This window comes from Escherichia sp. Lx600-2 (assembly GCF_036662595.1).
Classification (GTDB): domain Bacteria; phylum Pseudomonadota; class Gammaproteobacteria; order Enterobacterales; family Enterobacteriaceae; genus Escherichia; species Escherichia coli.
On the sequence record NZ_JAYQWM010000070.1, the window covers coordinates 1 to 18,370 of the forward strand.

The 18,370-nt window shown below is 49.8% G+C and carries 15 protein-coding genes and 1 pseudogene; 6 read left to right on the top strand and 10 right to left on the bottom strand.

Translation table 11 applies throughout. The annotated features are described in order from the left end of the window. Window positions 1–114 precede the first annotated feature (114 nt). From OQV04_RS18995 to OQV04_RS19015, 5 genes are all read left to right on the top strand, one after another. A complete protein-coding gene (locus tag OQV04_RS18995) occupies window positions 115–1,272 on the top strand; it encodes a ParB/RepB/Spo0J family partition protein (protein ID WP_001281654.1) in 1,158 nt (385 codons plus the stop codon). A 263-nt stretch (window positions 1,273–1,535) separates the two neighbouring features. Beyond that, the gene (locus OQV04_RS19000) at window positions 1,536–3,212 is read left to right on the top strand and encodes a DUF4942 domain-containing protein (RefSeq protein ID WP_001277090.1); all 1,677 of its coding nucleotides are present in this window, start codon (window positions 1,536–1,538) and stop codon (window positions 3,210–3,212) included. Window positions 3,213–3,226: 14 nt separating this feature from the next. Further along, on the top strand, window positions 3,227–3,403 hold the full coding sequence (locus OQV04_RS19005) for a hypothetical protein (protein ID WP_000047134.1): 177 nt from the start codon (window positions 3,227–3,229) through the stop codon (window positions 3,401–3,403). A gap of 445 nt (window positions 3,404–3,848) precedes the next feature. Next, entirely contained in the window at window positions 3,849–6,305 is a 2,457-nt protein-coding gene (locus tag OQV04_RS19010) for an Ig-like domain-containing protein (RefSeq protein ID WP_001226764.1), read from the top strand. A 650-nt stretch (window positions 6,306–6,955) separates the two neighbouring features. Then, the gene (locus OQV04_RS19015) at window positions 6,956–7,471 is read left to right on the top strand and encodes a hypothetical protein (protein WP_052247328.1); all 516 of its coding nucleotides are present in this window, start codon (window positions 6,956–6,958) and stop codon (window positions 7,469–7,471) included. Window positions 7,472–8,056: 585 nt separating this feature from the next. Here the strand turns inward: OQV04_RS19015 and OQV04_RS19020 are convergent. The 4 genes and pseudogenes from OQV04_RS19020 to OQV04_RS19035 all read right to left on the bottom strand — a co-directional run bounded on the left by OQV04_RS19020 (window position 8,057) and on the right by OQV04_RS19035 (window position 10,932). Beyond that, complete coding sequence (locus tag OQV04_RS19020) at window positions 8,057–8,938, bottom strand: RepB family plasmid replication initiator protein (RefSeq protein ID WP_000097746.1); 882 nt, start codon at window positions 8,936–8,938, stop codon at window positions 8,057–8,059. 391 nt (window positions 8,939–9,329) lie between these two features. After that, a complete protein-coding gene (locus tag OQV04_RS19025; RefSeq protein ID WP_000262469.1) occupies window positions 9,330–9,926 on the bottom strand; it encodes an Ig-like domain-containing protein in 597 nt (198 codons plus the stop codon). A 4-nt stretch (window positions 9,927–9,930) separates the two neighbouring features. Next, window positions 9,931–10,179, bottom strand: a complete 249-nt coding sequence (locus OQV04_RS19030; RefSeq protein WP_196615840.1) for a hypothetical protein — start codon at window positions 10,177–10,179, stop codon at window positions 9,931–9,933. After that, window positions 10,082–10,932: pseudogene (locus OQV04_RS19035) on the bottom strand (Ig-like domain repeat protein). Before OQV04_RS19035 ends, OQV04_RS19030 begins: the two are co-directional and overlap by 98 nt. A gap of 250 nt (window positions 10,933–11,182) precedes the next feature. On the opposite strand from OQV04_RS19035, the gene OQV04_RS19040 reads away from it, so the two are divergent. Next, the gene (locus OQV04_RS19040) at window positions 11,183–13,567 is read left to right on the top strand and encodes an Ig-like domain-containing protein (RefSeq protein WP_000666931.1); all 2,385 of its coding nucleotides are present in this window, start codon (window positions 11,183–11,185) and stop codon (window positions 13,565–13,567) included. Between the two features lie 539 nt (window positions 13,568–14,106). On the opposite strand, the gene OQV04_RS19045 is transcribed toward OQV04_RS19040, so the two are convergent. From OQV04_RS19045 to OQV04_RS19070, 6 genes are all read right to left on the bottom strand, one after another. Continuing rightward, complete coding sequence (locus tag OQV04_RS19045; RefSeq protein ID WP_005046521.1) at window positions 14,107–14,805, bottom strand: hypothetical protein; 699 nt, start codon at window positions 14,803–14,805, stop codon at window positions 14,107–14,109. A 233-nt stretch (window positions 14,806–15,038) separates the two neighbouring features. Then, the gene (locus OQV04_RS19050; RefSeq protein ID WP_001395483.1) at window positions 15,039–15,302 is read right to left on the bottom strand and encodes a hypothetical protein; all 264 of its coding nucleotides are present in this window, start codon (window positions 15,300–15,302) and stop codon (window positions 15,039–15,041) included. Between the two features lie 100 nt (window positions 15,303–15,402). Then, window positions 15,403–15,744, bottom strand: coding sequence for a hypothetical protein (locus OQV04_RS19055; protein ID WP_001395482.1), 342 nt, complete (start codon window positions 15,742–15,744; stop codon window positions 15,403–15,405). 1 nt (window position 15,745) lies between these two features. Next, the gene (locus OQV04_RS19060; protein ID WP_000502996.1) at window positions 15,746–15,868 is read right to left on the bottom strand and encodes a hypothetical protein; all 123 of its coding nucleotides are present in this window, start codon (window positions 15,866–15,868) and stop codon (window positions 15,746–15,748) included. Window positions 15,869–15,932: 64 nt separating this feature from the next. Beyond that, complete coding sequence (locus tag OQV04_RS19065) at window positions 15,933–16,709, bottom strand: hypothetical protein (protein ID WP_039026426.1); 777 nt, start codon at window positions 16,707–16,709, stop codon at window positions 15,933–15,935. A gap of 149 nt (window positions 16,710–16,858) precedes the next feature. Continuing rightward, the gene (locus OQV04_RS19070) at window positions 16,859–17,635 is read right to left on the bottom strand and encodes a hypothetical protein (protein WP_001127353.1); all 777 of its coding nucleotides are present in this window, start codon (window positions 17,633–17,635) and stop codon (window positions 16,859–16,861) included. Window positions 17,636–18,370: the final 735 nt, after the last annotated feature.

Consider the following 18,370-nt stretch of genomic DNA (forward strand, 5'->3'; position numbering starts at 1 on the left):
CAATTCGGAATAGACCCAAAAAGTACCTTTTTAACGAAAAAGTGAGATTTTTTTTTCCGGTAGTATTCACGCACAGATGAAAGGTATGACAAAAAAGAATTCAACGGAGTATCTATGAGTGATCTGATGACTGATTCCCAACAGCAAACTAACTCACGGGTCTTTAAATCCCCACTCGTGTCTTTTTCAACAGTGACCGGTTCCGGCCGATTCGTCAGTGGTATGAAGCAGTTCCGCGACGCGAACCCTGACCTTTGTAATGAAGTCACTGAACAGAAAGCATGGGCTATCAGCCCAACCGTGGTTCAAATCACGGAAGGATTCAACTCCCGTGAGATGGGAATGGGGGAAGCTTATTACCAGTTGCCAGAAGTCGCCGATCATCTCAATAACATCAAGAATGCGTACATCCGGGGTGATTACGTAGACCCTATCCGCGTTCTGATCAAAGACGGCATTCCGTACGTTCGCCAGGGACATTGCCGTTTAAAGGCTGCTTTGATGGCTGTGGCAGAAGGGCATTCTAACCTCACCATTCTTTGCATCGAGATGAAAGCCGATGAGATCAGCTGCGAATTGACAACGATTGACGGAAACCGTGGCTTGGCTCTTTCTCCTGTGGCTTTGGGTGAATCCTACCGACGTCTTCAGGCGCTGGGTGGATGGTCGCTTGACCGTATTGCCGAACGTGAGGGAAAAAGTAATACCACAATTGCTGCTCTTATTCGTTTAACCGGCTGCTGTGTCTATCTCAAAAAACTGATCCATGCCGATGCCATTTCCTATGTAGCAGTCCTGTCCCTTATCGATGAGTTCGGTGAAACGGAAGCTGTTGCGCGGATCGAAAAGATGATCGCAGACCTTGAAAAGGCTGATTCAAGCGGTATCCAGATTAAGAAAACGCCACGCGGGCAGATCCGTGTTGTCCCTTCCGATTTTAAACCCGCACGTGTTCCACCAGTTCTCGCTACAAAAGCCGTCGAAGGGGTCAAACTCATTACGACGAGTCTATTGCAGAAACTCGGTGATATCGAGTTGCCGGAGGTGACCGACTCCAGCGAAGATGAAGAAATTACCTTTACGCTGAACCGGAGCATGCTGGAGATGCTCAAGAACCTGCAAAGTGAGATTACGGAATCAGAAAACAAGCAGCTTCGCCGGGCCGAAAATCGGCAAGCCCGATTGAAAGGGGAAAAAGTGACTTACAAAACCAAGAAAAACGATAAAAATGGCGGAGAACCGCAATCCGAAACACCCCCAGCACAGGCTTAAATGAATTATTTCAGAGTGTGAGAAGACTACAATAAGAAGTACGATATTTTAGAGCGAGCCACCCAGGCTCTCCCCCCGTTGCCCCTACTATGTAGGGGTTTTTTTGTCCTGTCTCCGGCCCGTTTCTTCTGATTAAAACCACATCTGTCTTTCTGACTTTCCGCAGTGTTAATTTCTCCATTTTCATGTCAGCCAACCTATTAGCTTTTTGTTCAAGGTTGTTATCCTGGTATCAGATAAACCCTTCAAAAAGGACTGGTGCTATGTCTGCTGTTGAATCTGATTCCCTGCCAATGGGTGCCCCTGGGAGTTCTCTGGTTGCTTATATGCCTCATACTGGCCTCCTTATTAACGACGATAACTTCCTGCCCGAAATGCGGGAAGAGCTCGATGTCATTAACAGGCAGGTCGAATCATATAACGATGAGCTTAGCTTACTGAGGTCCATGTCCGCTCAGTTCCTGAAATGCGGGAATCAGAAGCTCTATTCATACCTCTCCGGATACAATCATCTCATTTCAGAAGCGGATGCCAGCTACGCAGAAAACGCGCTGCGTTCAGAATACTGGAAGAGGGTCATGGCCCTGACCGATGTACTGTCTGTGATGTCTGACGAAAAGAAGAAAGAATGGGATAAGCAGTTTACTGCTGACCGTTACCACCTTCCTCCTCAGGAGATCCCTGATTTTACACTCGATGCTGTTGTTACCACGGTTGTCGCGTTGCTCAATGACCGGCATCAGTTCATTAAAGATCGTGTCTATGCCGTCTTTCAGTCATTAAGCCGTCAACACAAAACCAATAAAGCATTTGGCTTCTCTACTCGCATGATCACCTCCGGCGTATGTGAAGGCGTGAAAGACAAATGGGTAAAACTGAAGGTTGAGTTTAAAGAATCCGGCCTCATGCCACTTTCGGAGTTGCGGGTGATCTGTTCTTATTTCCGGGGCGAAACAGTTAAACCGGTCTATGACACGAAAAAAATGGTTGAGAATATGGTTGGTCATGTTGGATTCAGAAACTGGATCAGCCTGGATGGCAACAGTATTCGTTTTCGGGTCTACAAAAACGGATCGATGCACATTGATGTGCATCCTGATATCGCCGAACGGCTTAACAACATTCTTGCTGCCATCGTCCCTCTGGCTCTGCCTGCTGAACGCGTGGCCCATACCAAAGCGACGTTGCAGGAGTTCCCGGCACTGAAACGCTGCATCGATTTTCATTCACGGATGCAGCTTGCAGAGCTGGATTTTACCCAGAATGAAAAGGAATGGTCCAGCTGGACATCGCTCGGCTATGCCGGTGAGAACGCTGATAAAACGCGGCAGGTGAACGCGGATGTTCTGCGATTTCTCGGTGCCCGAGTGACAAGCTACCATGTGACGTTTGATTATGACCCGACCGAAGTGATGCGCTTCATCGGACATATGGGCGCCATGCCTGATATTAAATCCCACCAGTTTTATCCGTCGTCGGCGCGACTCAGTGAATACGTCGCATCCATTATTGCGGCCGGGGAGGGGGAACGGCTGCTGGAGCCCAATATTGGGCACGGGGATTTGCTTCAATGTTTCCCGAAAAGTGTCAACGTAACCGGCATCGAACTGGATACACTGAATTGTCTGGTCTCCCGGGCTAAAGGTTACGAGACCACGGAAGCCGATTTTCTGGCCTGGTCGGCGGCGAATCAGATTCAGAAATTTGATTGCGTGGTGATGAACCCTCCTTTTGCTGACAACCGGGCTAAGCTGCATCTGCTGGCCGCTGCGTCTCATCTGGTTCCCGGCGGGCGTTTAGCTGCCGTCCTGCCTCTGTCCCTTCAGGGGATCGATAACCTGCTGGGCGAGGGGTTCAGGACCGAGTGGATGGATACCTTCGATAATGAGTTTGACAACACTGCCGTCTCCGTCCGCGTTCTGTATGCAGAACGCTTTTAACTGAAGGAAAGACTATGTCCAAAAGTTCGCCTGTCTTGCCTGAGGACCGTGATGATATTGAGTTTGTGATGGATGATTTCCAGCGGAGCCTGGGGAAAAGTAAACCAGTACGTGAAGTGCAATTTCTGGGAGAGTCACAGCAAAGTGAAGAATCTGCGAACTCTGCCGATTCGCCCTGGTTTGAAAGCTAATCTATTCTGATGGCGCCGTGCTGATTTAAAATGACTCCCCGGCAGTGAGCGGGGAGTTATTACAACTTTTACCTGTACTGAACAACAGTTCCGGCTAAGGTACAAACGGGTATGAAGAGCTGGACATCAACATGATGCCAGTAAGGCAGCGGCACCCTGTACCCTCCCTTACGATGATGGACAATCATCGCCTGTTGCTGACATTTCACCTCATTTAATCGTCCTAATTTCTGCTTTTCCTATTTCTTCTCAAGAGAAAAGTTACTTTTCTTCCACCGTAATCAGCCCTGTTGAAGTTGCCTTAACTTTCGTTTTGTTCTGACCCGACAACATTGCTATCACGGCAACATTTAAAAGTTTTATGCCGTGAAATACCCCGGCTAACCAGCAAGCCCAGGTGAAAAGATTTCGTAAAATAGGGGCAAATACATCCCGGGAGTATCACATGCGTAAAATTCTGACAGGCTGTATCATTGCCACGGCCATAGCTTCAGTTTATCCGGCGGCGGCTCAGATTTTCAGCTATTCGTATACTGACACCAATCAGCTGGCAAAGACGCTTAAGCCTGCCACGCAGAGCTACCTTAATCCGGCAAGCACAATGACCCTGAATCTGATCTCCGGCCTTGACCGATACGAACGAGTGAGTGTGACCAGGGACAGTGACAAAAAGGTCATGTATTCCGCAGTGACAGGAAAGATAAGCGTCGCAGATCGCATTGTTGCCGCAGACGGCACGGAATATTACGGAAAGGACTTGGCGTTACCCGCACTCGGTGAAGGGGCCTTCACCGTCATCAACGATACTCTGGATCTCCAGCAGGCTGTCGTCAGCTCTTCAACGTATCATTTCACAATCGACACTACAGCGCCAAAGTATACCAGCATCTACCCGAGCCAGAACGCAGGCTATGAAATGGTCCTGAGTGGCCCAGTTTGGGGGCTTGGGCGCGGAGGATCTGGCCAGTTTTCCATCTTTGCTGATGGAGTTGATGATGCGAATGGCATAGACAAGATCCGTCTGGTCATCAAGCGCGGAAATGGCACAGTCGTGTCCGACAATACACTCAGTTACGATACGGCGGCAAAACGTGCCTTTTACCCCTGGATCAAGGACTCGGTCACTCAACCCGGTATGCCCACCAGCGATCTCAATGAAGAATTTACCTTCAATTTTATCATCACAGATAAAGCCGGAAACACGCTGAATATTCCGCCGCAGCGCTTTTTATTTGATGACCAGATAGGTGAATACACCCCCTTTGCGGTTCATGACTCACGCGTCAGTACGAGTGTGGTCCCGGGGATCTCTTCAGGGTACGTCCCGTTTGTTCGGGGGCTATCTGTACTCGAAAACCCATACCGTATGGTCATCCGTATCCCCCGAACCAACTGGAAGCCATACCGTAACGGCGGCATCACCATTCTTAACAATTATGGCGGTGCTAAGGTTATTTCAGAAGACACGACCTATGTGTACGTCGAGGTGAAGCTTCCCCAGGGCGCTCTGGATATAAACTACTATCGCCCAGTGAACACGTACCAATGGTCCGGAGGCGATCTGACTCAATACGCCTCCTGGCTGAACTGGGACCCGGCTTCGGTAAAAAGTCCTGCATGGGGGAGTCCGGCGATTGAGCGACAGATGTCCGATGGTACCTGGTTTAACAGCGTCAATTGGAAATACTTCAAGGCTTCAGATATGCCGGTGAACCTGACCCAGATCCGTTTCAATGTGCAGGCAAGGCCCTACGACCAAAAAATTACTGGCGGTGCCACCTGCAACATCCCTGCCGGGTCAACGTCGTGTACCGTCGCCCTGACACAGGCGATTACAAACGGCACCACCGGCTATCTGCATAGTGGTTATGAGGTACGTTCCACAACAGAATCCACCTTCTTCATGCCTATCTGGGAAAACGTCGTCTGGCATACGCTGGGGCCTTCGGTCACTGGCTATGACTACAATGATACGACCAACATCCTTCAGGTTTACATCAACCAGCCGGGAGACGGATCGTATTTCGATACCGTTAAACTGAGCCGGGTGTGGCTGTCCGACAAATCCCGCAATAACGCGGATATCAATGTGACCGGAACACTAACGGGGCGTAACACAGCAACCGGGAATTATACATACGAGTTCAACCTGAAACTAATCCCGGAGGGCAGCTATAACGTGCAGCTCAACGCCCAGGATTCGTTCAACAATACGGGTAGTCTGGACTATAAGACTGTGACGGTCGATAACACGCCGCCGTCCATCAGTATCAGCTACGAAACCAAACCTATCACCAGCAGTGTAACGGTGTATGGACTGGAGAACATTCGTATTCAGCTCGCAGATACCCTGACCAAGCCCTCTTTAACGCGAATGACGCTTCGCGGTGGCCCGGTATCTGATGCTGTTGAGTTGTCGTGGGTAAACCTCGGAAATAATCTTTATGCCCCGAATTACCCGAAGATCTTTCCTTCACTTAACGACGGCGAAACTTACACGCTTACCGTGCAGGCCAAAGACGAGATGAACAACGTTAAAGAAAGCGCCGTCGAATTTAGTTACTTGCCGAACAACCTGGTTCGTCTGGAAAACCTTAAGACCATCTCCGTTAGTACCGCGCTGAAAACGTCCGATGACACACCGCTGGCGGTTCTTTATGCCAGCCAGCTGCGTAAGAAGGACGGGTCTATCGCAACCGGGAAACAGGACGCGATACTGACGGTGCGTAAGGATGCAGCCTTCGGCGTCACGGTGAATGGGGTTTCCGCAGCTCCTGGGGAGAGCAAAAATGTTCAGTTGGATCTGGGTCTGGGTGACAGCCGCAGCTTCCCTATTTTTCCTTCGACTTCCGGCGTCGTTGGAACTTCTGAATTTATGCTGAATATAGAGGAACTGAAGTAAAAGCAGGGTAGGGTGGCCAAGTCCGGGCCACTTCTTTCTGTTGTTGTCGCCGCAATGATGATTATCCAGATTCCGGTCACAGGGTTATTCACCGTTTTTGTGGATAACCTTCCGTCCCATCAGTAAAACTGCGAATGACACAGGCCTGCCACTCGCTGCGGGTTTGCTCATAAAACTACCCGTCAGCGTGGATCAACATATCATTCACCCGGTATAGTGGATACCCTTCATCCGGCACGCGATTCCTGCGGCCAGCGCCTGTCATGGTGATGGATGCAGGGCCACCAGCTGCAAACACAGGTTCAGCCTGGGATTACACTATACCGGGCGACGTTAACCTAATTCGCGGCCATGATGTCAAACAGCGACGGACTGGCGGGGTGCGTTTAACTACTGTGGCTATAAACAGACTGGTCTTCCCATGACTCACTCTCATTTTCTAGGGGACCGGTGATCCACTTTGCGGAGCGTGAGGCTCGGGAGCGAAAAGCCCATGCCTCGTCAGGACCGATAGTGACGCTTTCCTCCGTCATTGAGGCGTTTTTTGGCATTCGCTTTACGCCGGTACAGAATGACGGTAACTTTTCTAAGGCAGCGGATGATTACAAACGCAGTCTCTCAAAACTCGTACAAAATGGAGCCCCAAAAGAATGAAAATTAGCACGGGCATGATGAAAAGCAATGCACCGCTCATCATTCTGATTTGTTTAATGATCGCTTTTTCCGCCTATGTTAAATCATGGTCATTGTTATACACCTTGCTGGCGGCAACAGTCTCACTCACAGTCATGATCTCACTGCCTTTTATCGTTTCGCCTCTACAGCACTCAAAATTTATAGCCTTACGAATTTTGCGTTTACTAGTTATTACGCTTTGGACGATTGGCCTTGTCGGCGTCTTCTTTTCAGTTGTTGAACGTCTTGTATGGGTTAATGCGGACAGCTATCCGGCATGGCTGGCGAAGGAACTGGATTCTCCGGCCATCACGGATGGTGAAAATTTTATTAAAGCAACAGAGTCTTTTGAGAAGATCTGCGGGAAAAATAAAGGCTATCTTAGCGTTGTCACCAAGCATAACGGCATATTTATGCGCTGCGATGATAGCTTGTCTTTCGACTCCTGGTGGAAGGGTGTCTACCGGCTTAAAACCCCTGAGACTCGATGATATATTTCTTTAATGCTGCGACTGAATGGTCATCTTTTAGTTAAGACCTTTACGACGATATCCGCCCCTCCACTGTACCGGGTGCTGCTCCCCCATCAGCTACTGGTACGCGCTTTAAGTCGCTCCACTAAACCGGGTTAAACTTTCACTTCAGCATCATCACGTTAACAGGGTTGTACACCATTCGCTATCCACTATACCGGGTACGGTTTCCTAACCGTGACGTCATGCTATCCGGAAAGATGACACTGCCACGATCCACTATACCGGGTAAACCTTTCCACCCAGTACCACCACATTCCCGGTAACCGATTAGCAGTAGTTCTCATCCACTATACCGGGTACGGATCACATTTCTGTGACTCCACTGTACCGGGTATAGATCACATTTTTGGTGAAAAAACACACTAAATATTCAGTGTAAGGCTGAAGAGGAGGGGCTGCATCGTAATTTTAGGCCTGACACTACCCGGTGTAGTGGAGATCCATTGTACCGGGTAAAGCAGAGTGGAAAGGAGAAGAATGTCCACTATACCGGGTAACGCAGCCACCCACGCGGCAGGCAGGTGCATTATCCGGCATCGGTCATGGCTTCATGTTTCTCTTTAGAATATTCAGTACGTAATCGCCGTTTTCTTTGTCTATGGAGTATTCCAGAAAACCGATCTCTTTAAGCTGGCCCAGCGCCTTTTTAACCGTGGCATTCTGGTTACCGAGGTGTGATGACAGTTGGAGTCGTCCACGAAGCCGATCGAATCCGATGCGGTAAAAGGTGCTCGGCAGCTCAGCCAGATACAGGTACAGGGCCTGTGCGGACTCCTTACGGGCCAGTTTTTGCAATGTCTTCAGGTAGAGTCGGGTTTTACCGTCGACGCGATACAGCGTATTGAGCTTCGAATTTGGCTTGATGATGATTTTTCCCGTGGAACTGTCGTAATACGTCGATTCCACCAGGTGCATGTTTATCGTTATCTGATCATCTGTACCGGGTATTTTCTTAATAAATGAAATGTTGGTCCGGGCTATACGCGTCAGCGAAGCATCAAAGCGCTCTTTCAGTTGTTTATCAATGCGCTTGGTATCAAACCCACAAAATTTTGCAAACTCCGGAAAATTCAGCTCCAGCTGACCTTCTGAATCAAGCGGCCGGTTAGACAACGCATAAACGATCCCACACCATGATTTGAAATCGGTATCCATATCGAGACGCGGCCCGTAGATTTGGATCTGGCTGTAACCTTCACCCTCTACAATAGATAACCTTGATAGCGGCTCAGTGGCATCGATATGATGGCTCTTCCTCCCCCCCTTGTCCGTAGATTTCAAAGTCGGCACAAACACACCTAGGCGGAGTAAAACTTTCGGTTGAATGGTCTGTTTTAATGTGGGAAAGAGTTGTATAACTTCCCCTGAATCTTTTAGGGACTCTTCAATGACGAGAGATAACTTGTTGTTATTACTTGACATATTGGGAGATCCGTTTTGTGCATAAGATCTACATCCTACCCGCTATAGTGTATCGAATCTACCCGGTATAGTGGATTATGCGCCCGGTACAGTGGATGGATTACCCGACATAGTGTATTTCTCCCCCTGTACAGTGGATGCTGATCCGCTGAGAGGCCCGATATCACTGGGCTGCGAGGATCGTTATTCCTTTTTGATCTGCTATTGATCCTCTATTGATCTTTATTATTATTCTATCCTGTTGATAACTATGCTCTGTCACGTATTGAATCATCACGATCAAAATGTGAGTAAATTCCGATCCGTTCTAAAAACATCAGAAGCACACTTCAACCCTTACAGAAAAAGTTACTTTCGTTAAGCCGCCAGTACTACCGACGGCCCATTCTCATTACTTCAGCTCATCGATCTGGATCATGAACTCGGATGTACCCACTTTGCCGTTTTCAGCAGGGTATATAGGTACTAAAAGGTTATCACCGAGCCCCATATCAATTTTCACCTCTACAGATTCACCAAGCGCGGCCTGCACGCCGTTGAACTTAATACCGAAGGCAGCGTCTTTACGTACCGTTAGCGTCGCACTCTGGACGTCTTTTGCAATCTCACCGTTGGACTTACGCAACACGTTGGTTGACAGATAAGCAAGAGGCTCATTTAACGACGTTTTGAGTGCTGAACTGACGGATAAGGTTCGCAGGTTATGCAACTGCACTAGGTTATTCGGGAGGTAGCTGAATTTCTGGGTATAAGTTTTGCTGTTCGACTGACTGTCGGAGACCGTCACGCTAAGCGCATAGTTTTCGGAAGGCTCGAATGAGGGGAACAGCCTTGGATATTCTGGCGCATAAACGTTCGTGCCAGCAGGTGACCACGTGAGCTCAACGTTATCTGCCGTTGGCCCTCCGGTTATCTGAAGACGGGTGATCCGGGGTGTTGTCAGGTTATCCGCCAGAGCTATACGGATATTCTCCAGCCCGTATACCACCGTACTAGGGCAGGATCATTTCAACGTAGGTATAGGTGCTGTCCGTCGCAATCTCGGTCGGGGAAGAATACAGGTTATAGAATAGCAGGCCGCCCTCGGCATATGACCGGTAGTTGGACTTTGGCACGCGATATACAAGATGAATCGGATTCTCATTAACGGTCATCCCAGCTGAATAGGCCGGATATCCGGAAACCCCTGGCACCACGCTGGCGGAGCTTTGCGGATCTCGGACCGCCCAGATAGTTATCATATCGAAAGAGCTGCAACGGAAGGGTTCGGGTGTTTCCTGCGTTGTCATAAATGACTACCTTGGCCGTGAAATCTTCATCCAGATTGCTGTCGGGAATACCCGCGCCTTTGACCGAGTTTTTTGAGTAAGTGTGATACATCTTCTGACCAGTCACGTCGTACTGAACAAACTGCCGTTACTGCGATAGACATAAAACATACCTTTCTCGATGCCATTTACGTCCGTGACATTGGTTGAGGTAAAATCAAACTGCCCCGTGGCCTCCAGCCCCATTTTCCAGACGCTACCCGCAGTTGATCCATAGGCGGCGTTGCCTGTGAGGGCATTAACAGACAGCGGTGTGGTGTCTACCAGCCAGTTGTAGCTGTAGGTGGCTACAACGGACTGATTCAGATCCAGAATACTGACCTGCACAACCGACCTGCCTTCGCCAAGCACCGGTAAAGTTACTTTTTTTCCGTAAAATTCGCTGCCATCTCCGGCCTTCAGACGGTCGGATACGCTGGTGCGCGTAGTAGTGGTGTTCAGCAGTTGCGTGCCGGTGGCGCTGGTGATTTTGACATTCACATAACGGTCAAGACCGACAATGAGCGTCAGGGTTACCGGTGAGGCCGGATTCAGCAACAGCCGGGTTGAGGGGGCGTGAACTTCAATACCATTGGTATCTGTGAAGATGGATTCATAAATTTGAGCAGATGCCGGAACTGAGACTCCGAGCATAGCCATAGCCAAAGCTATAGCCTGATTTTTCATTCAGTATTCCCCTTTTAGTTGTTGCTATTTTAAACGTCTGCCCTGCGGATTTTTCCGTTAAGGGGGGGATTTCTGGGGAATTAATCAGCCTAAAACGGACATTGGGATGGGGTATTTCCCGCAGGCCTGCCGATTAAATCTGGCAAAAAGCACACAAACGGACGATGTTTTACTGAACAATTACCCCTCTTAGCGCCCGGGCGAAGAAAACGATTCAGGTAAAATTTTCTGGCCAACCAGGAGAACCGAAATGAAATTTTGCCGACGTCCGTTGATTGTCGCCGTCTATACGGCACTGCTGTTCCCGCTTTACAGCCAGGCTCAGCTTTACAACTATTCGTATACCGACACACGCGGCACGAAAGTGAATGCTGAACCCACCAGAGAGTATCTCAACCCGGGCAGCGCAATTACGCTGAATCTGATATCTGGTCTCGACCGCTACGAGCGCGTTACCGTGACACGTTCATCCGATAATGTGCAGATGTTCCAGAGTGTCACCGGCCTGGTGACAGTGGCCGACAGGATCACTGCCGCTGATGGTAGTGAGTACTACGGCAAGTCCATGACACTGCCGGTACTGGGCGAGGGTACTTTTTCTCTTAAATCCGAAACACTCGACAATAAGTCGAATGTCGTGGCGACAACCAGCTACTCTTTCAGCATCGATATCACTCCTCCCGTTCTACCAGATCCGATGCAGTGGATCAGGGCTGGTTTTCAGTACGGAAGTCTGGATATTTTCGGCGACAGGACCGCAACCCAGGCCATTTCGTTATCGAACGTCTCTGATGCGAGGTCAGGACTGGATAAAGCGGAGTGGTTTGCTATTGACAGCAGCGGTGTCCGCCGGACTGTAAATGCTCAGCTGAATGCACTCACGGGGGTGGTCCAGGCACTGGCGGCGGTGGCGGCAGGAAGCACGGTTGCGCCCGTCAGTCCGGCATATTACACCGTAGGTTTTCGGGTTTATGACAAAGCCGGGAACTGGACAGAAACATCACATCGCTCTGGTATTGATCGTACAATACCCAGCTACATTCAACATCAGGTGCGGAATGCGAAAACAGGCGTCTGGGAAGATTATGTTCCTGGCATGACTATTTTCGAGAACCCAGTCAAATTCAGGTACAAACGCCTTAAATCGGACTCAACCAATTTTAACGGGACAGACTTCGGCTGGGTCGATCAGATTACCAACTCCGACAATACCTATTTTTATACTGAAGCCACGGTGAGCTACCCGGAAACCTATATGTACTACGAGCTTCATACTAAAGCGGGCCTTAACGTCAACCTCCAGTACAAAACGCTGAAATTTACTCCGGGTAACGGCGTGGCTGAAGCCCCCCGCTATTTGTCAGGGCAGTACCATTTCAGAGATGCTAATACATGGACTTCGAGTGACATCGTCAGGTTTACCGGGCCGGATTGCGTAGATTTGGGTCGTGTAAACGTTGAACCGCGCTCTTATGTGCAAACTGCTACTATCGTCGGCATTGGCAGTTGCAATGTTTCAGTGGGTGAGAGCAGTTGCCAGGTCAGCATGAATTACTGTAAGACGAGCGGGAAAGGCTATGTTCCGTACCAAATTCATATCAGAGGGACCGGTTCATACGCAAATCTCGGCGGACTACAGTCGCATTTCTACACCTACTGGGATATGAACGCCCCGGTTATCAACAGTATCGTCTCCAGCCCACTGGATAAAACGGTGGTAATGCTGGTGACGGACAGTGACGTAACTAACGACTGGACCAATTATATGTGGGCCACCAATATCTTTAACCTCACACTGAAGGACACCAGTAATAAAGTCTCTACCTTGTCGCCGAAAAACGTTACGGTCCTGAACTACCAGCTGAAACAAGTGACGTTTGATTACAGCGCGTTACCCTCCGGGAAATACACTGCAACGGGTGCCGCGACGGACACCTACAACAACACGGCAGAACTGACGCTATCGAATACCATCCTGCATGACGTCACGCCGCCTGTTGTCGATATCAGTTTTGAGGGAAAGCAGGCTGACGGAGCACTGGTCAAAGGGCTGGAAAATCTGGTGATCACACTGGCCGACGATATGACAAAAGCTTCCCTGAAAAGCATCACGCTGAGCGGCGGACCCACTTCTGACAAAGTCAGTGTGGGCTGGTACAGCCAGGGAACTGATAAATACGGGCTGAACTACCCGCGTATCTTCCCCGCGACAGATGATGCGGATTCCTACCAGCTTACTGCGGTTGCGGTAGATGAAGCCGGTAATACCACGACAAAGGTCAGCCGGTTCCGTTATGTACCGAACAACCTGATTGAATTTAACACTCTCAAAACGCTGGCCGTGGGTATGGGGCTGAAGACATCAGATAACCAGCCGCTGGCGTATCTGCGTACCAATAGCATCCGGAAAAAAGATGGTTCGCTGATCACTGGAGCACAAACCGGCACGCTGACGGTCCGCAAAGATGCGGCCTTTGCGGTTAGTATGAATGGGGTGGCCGTCGTACCCGGGGATTCGAAAGACATCACGATAGATTTCGGGCAGGGTGATGGCGTCCTGATCCCCATCTTCCCGGCCACCAGCGGCAATGTCGGTGAATCAAGCTTCATGATCGAGCTGCCGCAAATCCAGTAACTGCCTCCGAACCGGCCCCGTATTACGGGGCTTTTTCATAGTGTCTTAACGTAATCAGAAAGAAACGAAACAGGCTGATTTAGTCGCATGTCAGAACTTGCTGAGAAACCTCTTATCACGCGTGTAGCTCCCCTGGAGAGGATTTATTATTGCGCTTCCCGGGCAGAGGGTCTGAAGCCAGATCGCCATGAAATTCGAATGCAGAGCCAGTTTTTGCTGCTTGGCGTCATCTGGTTACCACCTGCACTCGCTATGGCAGAACTGGAACGCCTGCTGAAGGGATATGACGCTGACCACAGCCGGTTACTGGAAAACGTCCTGGAGACTGCCCACCAGCAATTCCTGAAGTTCTGTGAGCCGCAGAAGAGAGAAGGGGGGGGCGTAGAAAACCACGTAGAATGTCCCCGACAGGACGACGCACTTCAGTGTTTACGGTTTATGTCAACGCGGTATGCGCTGGCCGTTGATCTGTGTGCCGCGTATGTGTGCAGCAGGTATGGACGTTAGTGCATTTCATGATTTACGGGCGGGCGCACCGGTTACTTCTTCTCTTCCAGCGAGGCAAGGCTGCTCATTTCTTTCATACCCAGACGAGCGGCTACGCCCATGGCGGTGGCTTCGAGTTCGGCCTTGCCGTGTGAGACGATATTCACCATGGATTCCTGAATGAGTTGGTTGGTGAAGGCCAGATTGACCGGCAAGTTATTGATTACGCTTAACAGCGACTGATAGGCTTCGTCAAGCTCACGCTTTCCAGCCTTGCCTTTTACCGCCAGCAAACGCAGCACTTCCAGCTTTTCATGCAATTTCGCCATTTCACGCTCAGCGGCTTCCCGGATCTGCCGTTCGTATCGTTCGCGTGTCGACTCAATATAGCCAATCTCCGGCTGCCGCTCATAATCGCCGCGAATCAGGCTGTTAATGGTACACGGCACGCCGTCACTCATTCCGAACGATGTGATCATCGTGGCCCACTGCGCCGGAGACAGACTGACTTGCAGGAGCGGTGAGCGGCGTCGGCCTTCCGCCAGTCGATGACGGATCACACCGTCGCGTTCAATCTGCTCTGATTCACTGAAGGTCATCGTGACTACCTCTTTATGACTGAGGTCGGAGGCATAAAGGCGCTGTCCCGTCGTGGACGTGCGGCTTACTGATACCAGTCCGTAAGCCGAGTGGCGGGTGATCACCTCTCCCATCTCGTTTTCAGTCACCGTCGGTATTACTGTGTTTTTCATCGTCATGCCCTACAAAGAATTAAAAATGACAGCGTCTGGCGTAAATCAGATGCGGAACCGGAATGTCTGGGAACTTTTCCCACGTCACTCGCTGAATTGTACGCCTGCTGCAATTGGTGGCGAGTTTCCCACTTATAGGCCGCTTCCCGCACGACACGAGCCACGATATTTTTACCCTTCATTACTCTAGTTCTCCGGCGCAGCCAGCCATCTTACTCACTTCCGTGCGTATGTCAGCGAATAATGACCAGGTCAGGACCAAAACTGAATCCATCGCCCATCCGGTCGGAATGCTTGGATACATATGATTTCCCGTATTTCTCCAGGTCTTGCAAACTGGATCTTGCCAAGTTCCATGAATACTCATGCCCCCAGATTTCCCCATCCCGATCAGCAAATCGTGCGGGTTTATAGTTGGCCTTGAGCAGAGCATAGACCTGTTCGAGAGTGGGTAATACCGGGCTGGTCTTCCCGTCATTTGCGTTAGCGTTCGTCATTATTATGTACTCAGTCGAGTTATTGTGTGGGGATGGTTGCACGCGAACTGTGCCGCCTCCCGTTGTACGGAAGACCTGTCGGCGCTCATGCAGCACGGAATTAGAATGCTTGCAGGCACGTTACGCTTCCTGAAAATCTTCTCCCATTCCGGCGCTTAGGAAGCGCGTATTCGCCGTCAAATCGGTAAATCCCGACCTTAGAGCATGGGCCGTCGTTTTTAACTAATTCCCAGATGAAGTCGGCACGGTCACTGAAATAGCCTGGACCTTCGTCAAAGGATGAAAATTCACTATGCACAACGCACAGATCGCCGTGCTGGCCGTTGATAAAAACGAAGTGACCTTTATGCTTTTCGCCTAGCTTCGCGTCGAGGTGTCCGAACGTTTGATACATTACGGAGGCTTGATGTTCTGCACCTGCCATTCCAAGTAATTCGCGCAATTCACTCCTCCTTCACGCTAACGCCATAGTCGGCCAGCGCCTCTTTATCCGCTTTACCGCGAGCATTCCAGCGTCGAAGTACGCCATCGTTAATTTTCGGTGGTAGTGTGGCAACATCGCCCATCTGCCTGACTCCTGTTCTGAATAATTTTACCCGGGGCCAAAATACCGCTGGGCAGTTTGCCTGGTTACACCCCAGGCACCAACAGGGACGGGCTGTTATAAGAAAAGCGATCTACAGGAGCATCTTCAAATCTGTGGCTCGGTGCATCCGGTGTCAGAACCAGGCCGTCATGTGCCGCGTGAATATGCAGCAGTGAATCACTGCCCGTATCAATGTGCAGCGTCGGTACACCACGGTCGATCTCCAAAATGAGGCCGAAACACGTGGTGCCGGTTTCATTCGTCACTTCGCACTGAACGTTTTTATTTTCTGCTAACACCTTCACCTGGTAGGGCTGACAGTCTTCTTCTGGGATCTCGGCTTCACCCAGTTGCCAGTCCTGCAAAGTCAGTCTCATTTCTGAAGAGGTGGTATGGGATTCCGGCGTCAGCAGTGCATAAACCTGCTGGCGGAACTGCTCGCTCATCTCTGGAGTCAGGGCATCGGTCTCTCCGTTGAAATGCTCTTCCCAGCCATCATGATCAGCGTGCATCCAGACGTTTTGCGTCACCGACGGCAGTGAGGCGTCAGGGTGTACGATGAGATACGGAGAGCTTTCTTTGGTTTCCAGATAGCGGACGGACTGGCCATTCTGCAACGCGCCTTCAGCAGCCGTACCATCGGTCTCCGGTAGTGCGATTTCAGTGACATTACCGCCACAATGCTCTGCCACAACACGCCCCAGATCTTCCATCAGGGCGCGATGTTTTTCTGGGGAATCCAGCTCGCCCAGTAATTCTGGTTTTACCAGTAATGCAGTAATAATTGTTGCCAGTTCACGCGTCGAAATTAATTTAGCCATGATAGTCCCCTTTTCTCTGATGAATTAATTCTACCAGTTCTAGTTTGCTGGCTAATAACCTGAAAGAAAGTTTTTTAAAATATACTCGCCCCATAAGTTAGGGGCGAAAAATGGGGGTAAATAATAATGACGGATTTTGAATTAATAAATCAGTAGGCGGCTTTCAATAATAATCCAGGGCGTCCGTAGGTATACTGGTCAGAGGGCGAAATACTGAAATCATGATTAAGGGAGTCGGTTGAAAGAACCAGACCACCGTGAGCTGCCCGGATGTGCAGAACTGAAGGATCAGTGTCACCCGCATTAACGTGGACAGAGGGAACTCCATTTTCAATCAAGAGTGTCAGGGCCATCACCAGACGGGAATCTGTATCTTTTACTGCCAGCATGGCATGACCACCGAGCGCCATTGTGACGTTAAACTCTGCTGAAGAATCGGTCTGCTCAACATCGTCGGTGCTGTACTCACACATCCGTACCACCTGTACTGGCAGATTAGCATGGCTGGTTTCTTCCTGAAGGAGCAGACGCTGGAGGGTGTAGCGGCGTACAGCGCACTCTTTGTGGGTCGGCAGTTCATCAGGGCTTTCTTCGACACTGCCTTTGATATGGTCAAGCCAGCCATCCCGGGCATGATGACGCCAGACGTTATCTGTGAGGGAGTGCATGTCCTGGCCAGGAGAGACAACAATATAAGGGGTTTCATCTGGAGATGTCAGGTAATCGGCCTGGCTGTCTTCATCGCGTACCTCAGGCATGATCACGCCGTCAATTTGACCGCCGCAATGTTTCGCCACCAGCTCGCCGATGTCCTGCATAAATGCTTTATGCGTGGCTGGTGTTTTTAATTCATTCAATAATGCTGGTTGCACCAGTAATCCACAAACAATTTCCGCAAGCTCGGCAGGTAACAAATATTTTGGCATGGTTAGTTCTCCTCTTTTTGAATGAGAACACTCTAGCATTTTGACTTACTTTTCTAATAAGTTGACGACAGGTATTTTTTTAAAAAAATATCCCCTGAATTTATATTAAAAGCCAGACTGCATTAATCCTGGAAAAGTAACTTTTCTCAGGGCTTCACGGGAGGGCATTACCCGTTATGCCCTCACCACAACTGAATCACTTGAACAAAAACGTGTAGATGTCCATTTCAACAGCTACCTGAACGCCGGTGTTCTTTGACCCAGGCAGTTCCCGAAAGCCTCTAACCGTCTGGGAGTGCGCCAGCGATACCTGCGGATGAGACGGGTTTTGTAGACGGGGACGAGCGATACAGCCGGAAGACGAACAGGCTCCGGTGTTTCAGCTTGCGAGTGCCGCGATCCTGAGGCACCAGTAGATGCCTGCGTTTTCCAGATTAAAGCGGCATCACGCCGCTGTGCCACCCCCCGGAACTGCGTTAGACCGTGCGTGTTATACATGTCAGCCATATGGACTGTTTCGGCAACCGGAAGTAAAGCATCATTAAGGTGACGGACAGGCATTCCCTGAGCCGTATCACGCTGCTGTTATACCTTAAAACGGATAAATACTTAAGCATCGCTACTCAAATGAGTGAAAAGCAATCACTTTTATTGTGATGCAATAAATGCCTCATTAGGATTTGTTTCGTTCTTTGTAAACAGATAATTCTGAAAATACCCTCCATTAAAATTGAA

What these genes read in the sequence shown, in the direction of transcription:
- OQV04_RS18995 (WP_001281654.1), top strand. Translation starts at nt 115, where the DNA reads ATGAGTGATCTGATGACTGATTCCCAACAGCAAACTAACTCACGGGTC.
- OQV04_RS19000 (WP_001277090.1), top strand. Translation starts at nt 1,536, where the DNA reads ATGTCTGCTGTTGAATCTGATTCCCTGCCAATGGGTGCCCCTGGGAGT.
- OQV04_RS19005 (WP_000047134.1), top strand. Translation starts at nt 3,227, where the DNA reads ATGTCCAAAAGTTCGCCTGTCTTGCCTGAGGACCGTGATGATATTGAG.
- OQV04_RS19010 (WP_001226764.1), top strand. Translation starts at nt 3,849, where the DNA reads ATGCGTAAAATTCTGACAGGCTGTATCATTGCCACGGCCATAGCTTCA.
- OQV04_RS19015 (WP_052247328.1), top strand. Translation starts at nt 6,956, where the DNA reads ATGAAAATTAGCACGGGCATGATGAAAAGCAATGCACCGCTCATCATT.
- OQV04_RS19020 (WP_000097746.1), bottom strand. Translation starts at nt 8,938, where the DNA reads ATGTCAAGTAATAACAACAAGTTATCTCTCGTCATTGAAGAGTCCCTA.
- OQV04_RS19030 (WP_196615840.1), bottom strand. Translation starts at nt 10,179, where the DNA reads ATGATAACTATCTGGGCGGTCCGAGATCCGCAAAGCTCCGCCAGCGTG.
- OQV04_RS19040 (WP_000666931.1), top strand. Translation starts at nt 11,183, where the DNA reads ATGAAATTTTGCCGACGTCCGTTGATTGTCGCCGTCTATACGGCACTG.
- OQV04_RS19045 (WP_005046521.1), bottom strand. Translation starts at nt 14,805, where the DNA reads ATGAAAAACACAGTAATACCGACGGTGACTGAAAACGAGATGGGAGAG.
- OQV04_RS19050 (WP_001395483.1), bottom strand. Translation starts at nt 15,302, where the DNA reads ATGACGAACGCTAACGCAAATGACGGGAAGACCAGCCCGGTATTACCC.
- OQV04_RS19060 (WP_000502996.1), bottom strand. Translation starts at nt 15,868, where the DNA reads ATGGGCGATGTTGCCACACTACCACCGAAAATTAACGATGGCGTACTT.
- OQV04_RS19065 (WP_039026426.1), bottom strand. Translation starts at nt 16,709, where the DNA reads ATGGCTAAATTAATTTCGACGCGTGAACTGGCAACAATTATTACTGCA.
- OQV04_RS19070 (WP_001127353.1), bottom strand. Translation starts at nt 17,635, where the DNA reads ATGCCAAAATATTTGTTACCTGCCGAGCTTGCGGAAATTGTTTGTGGA.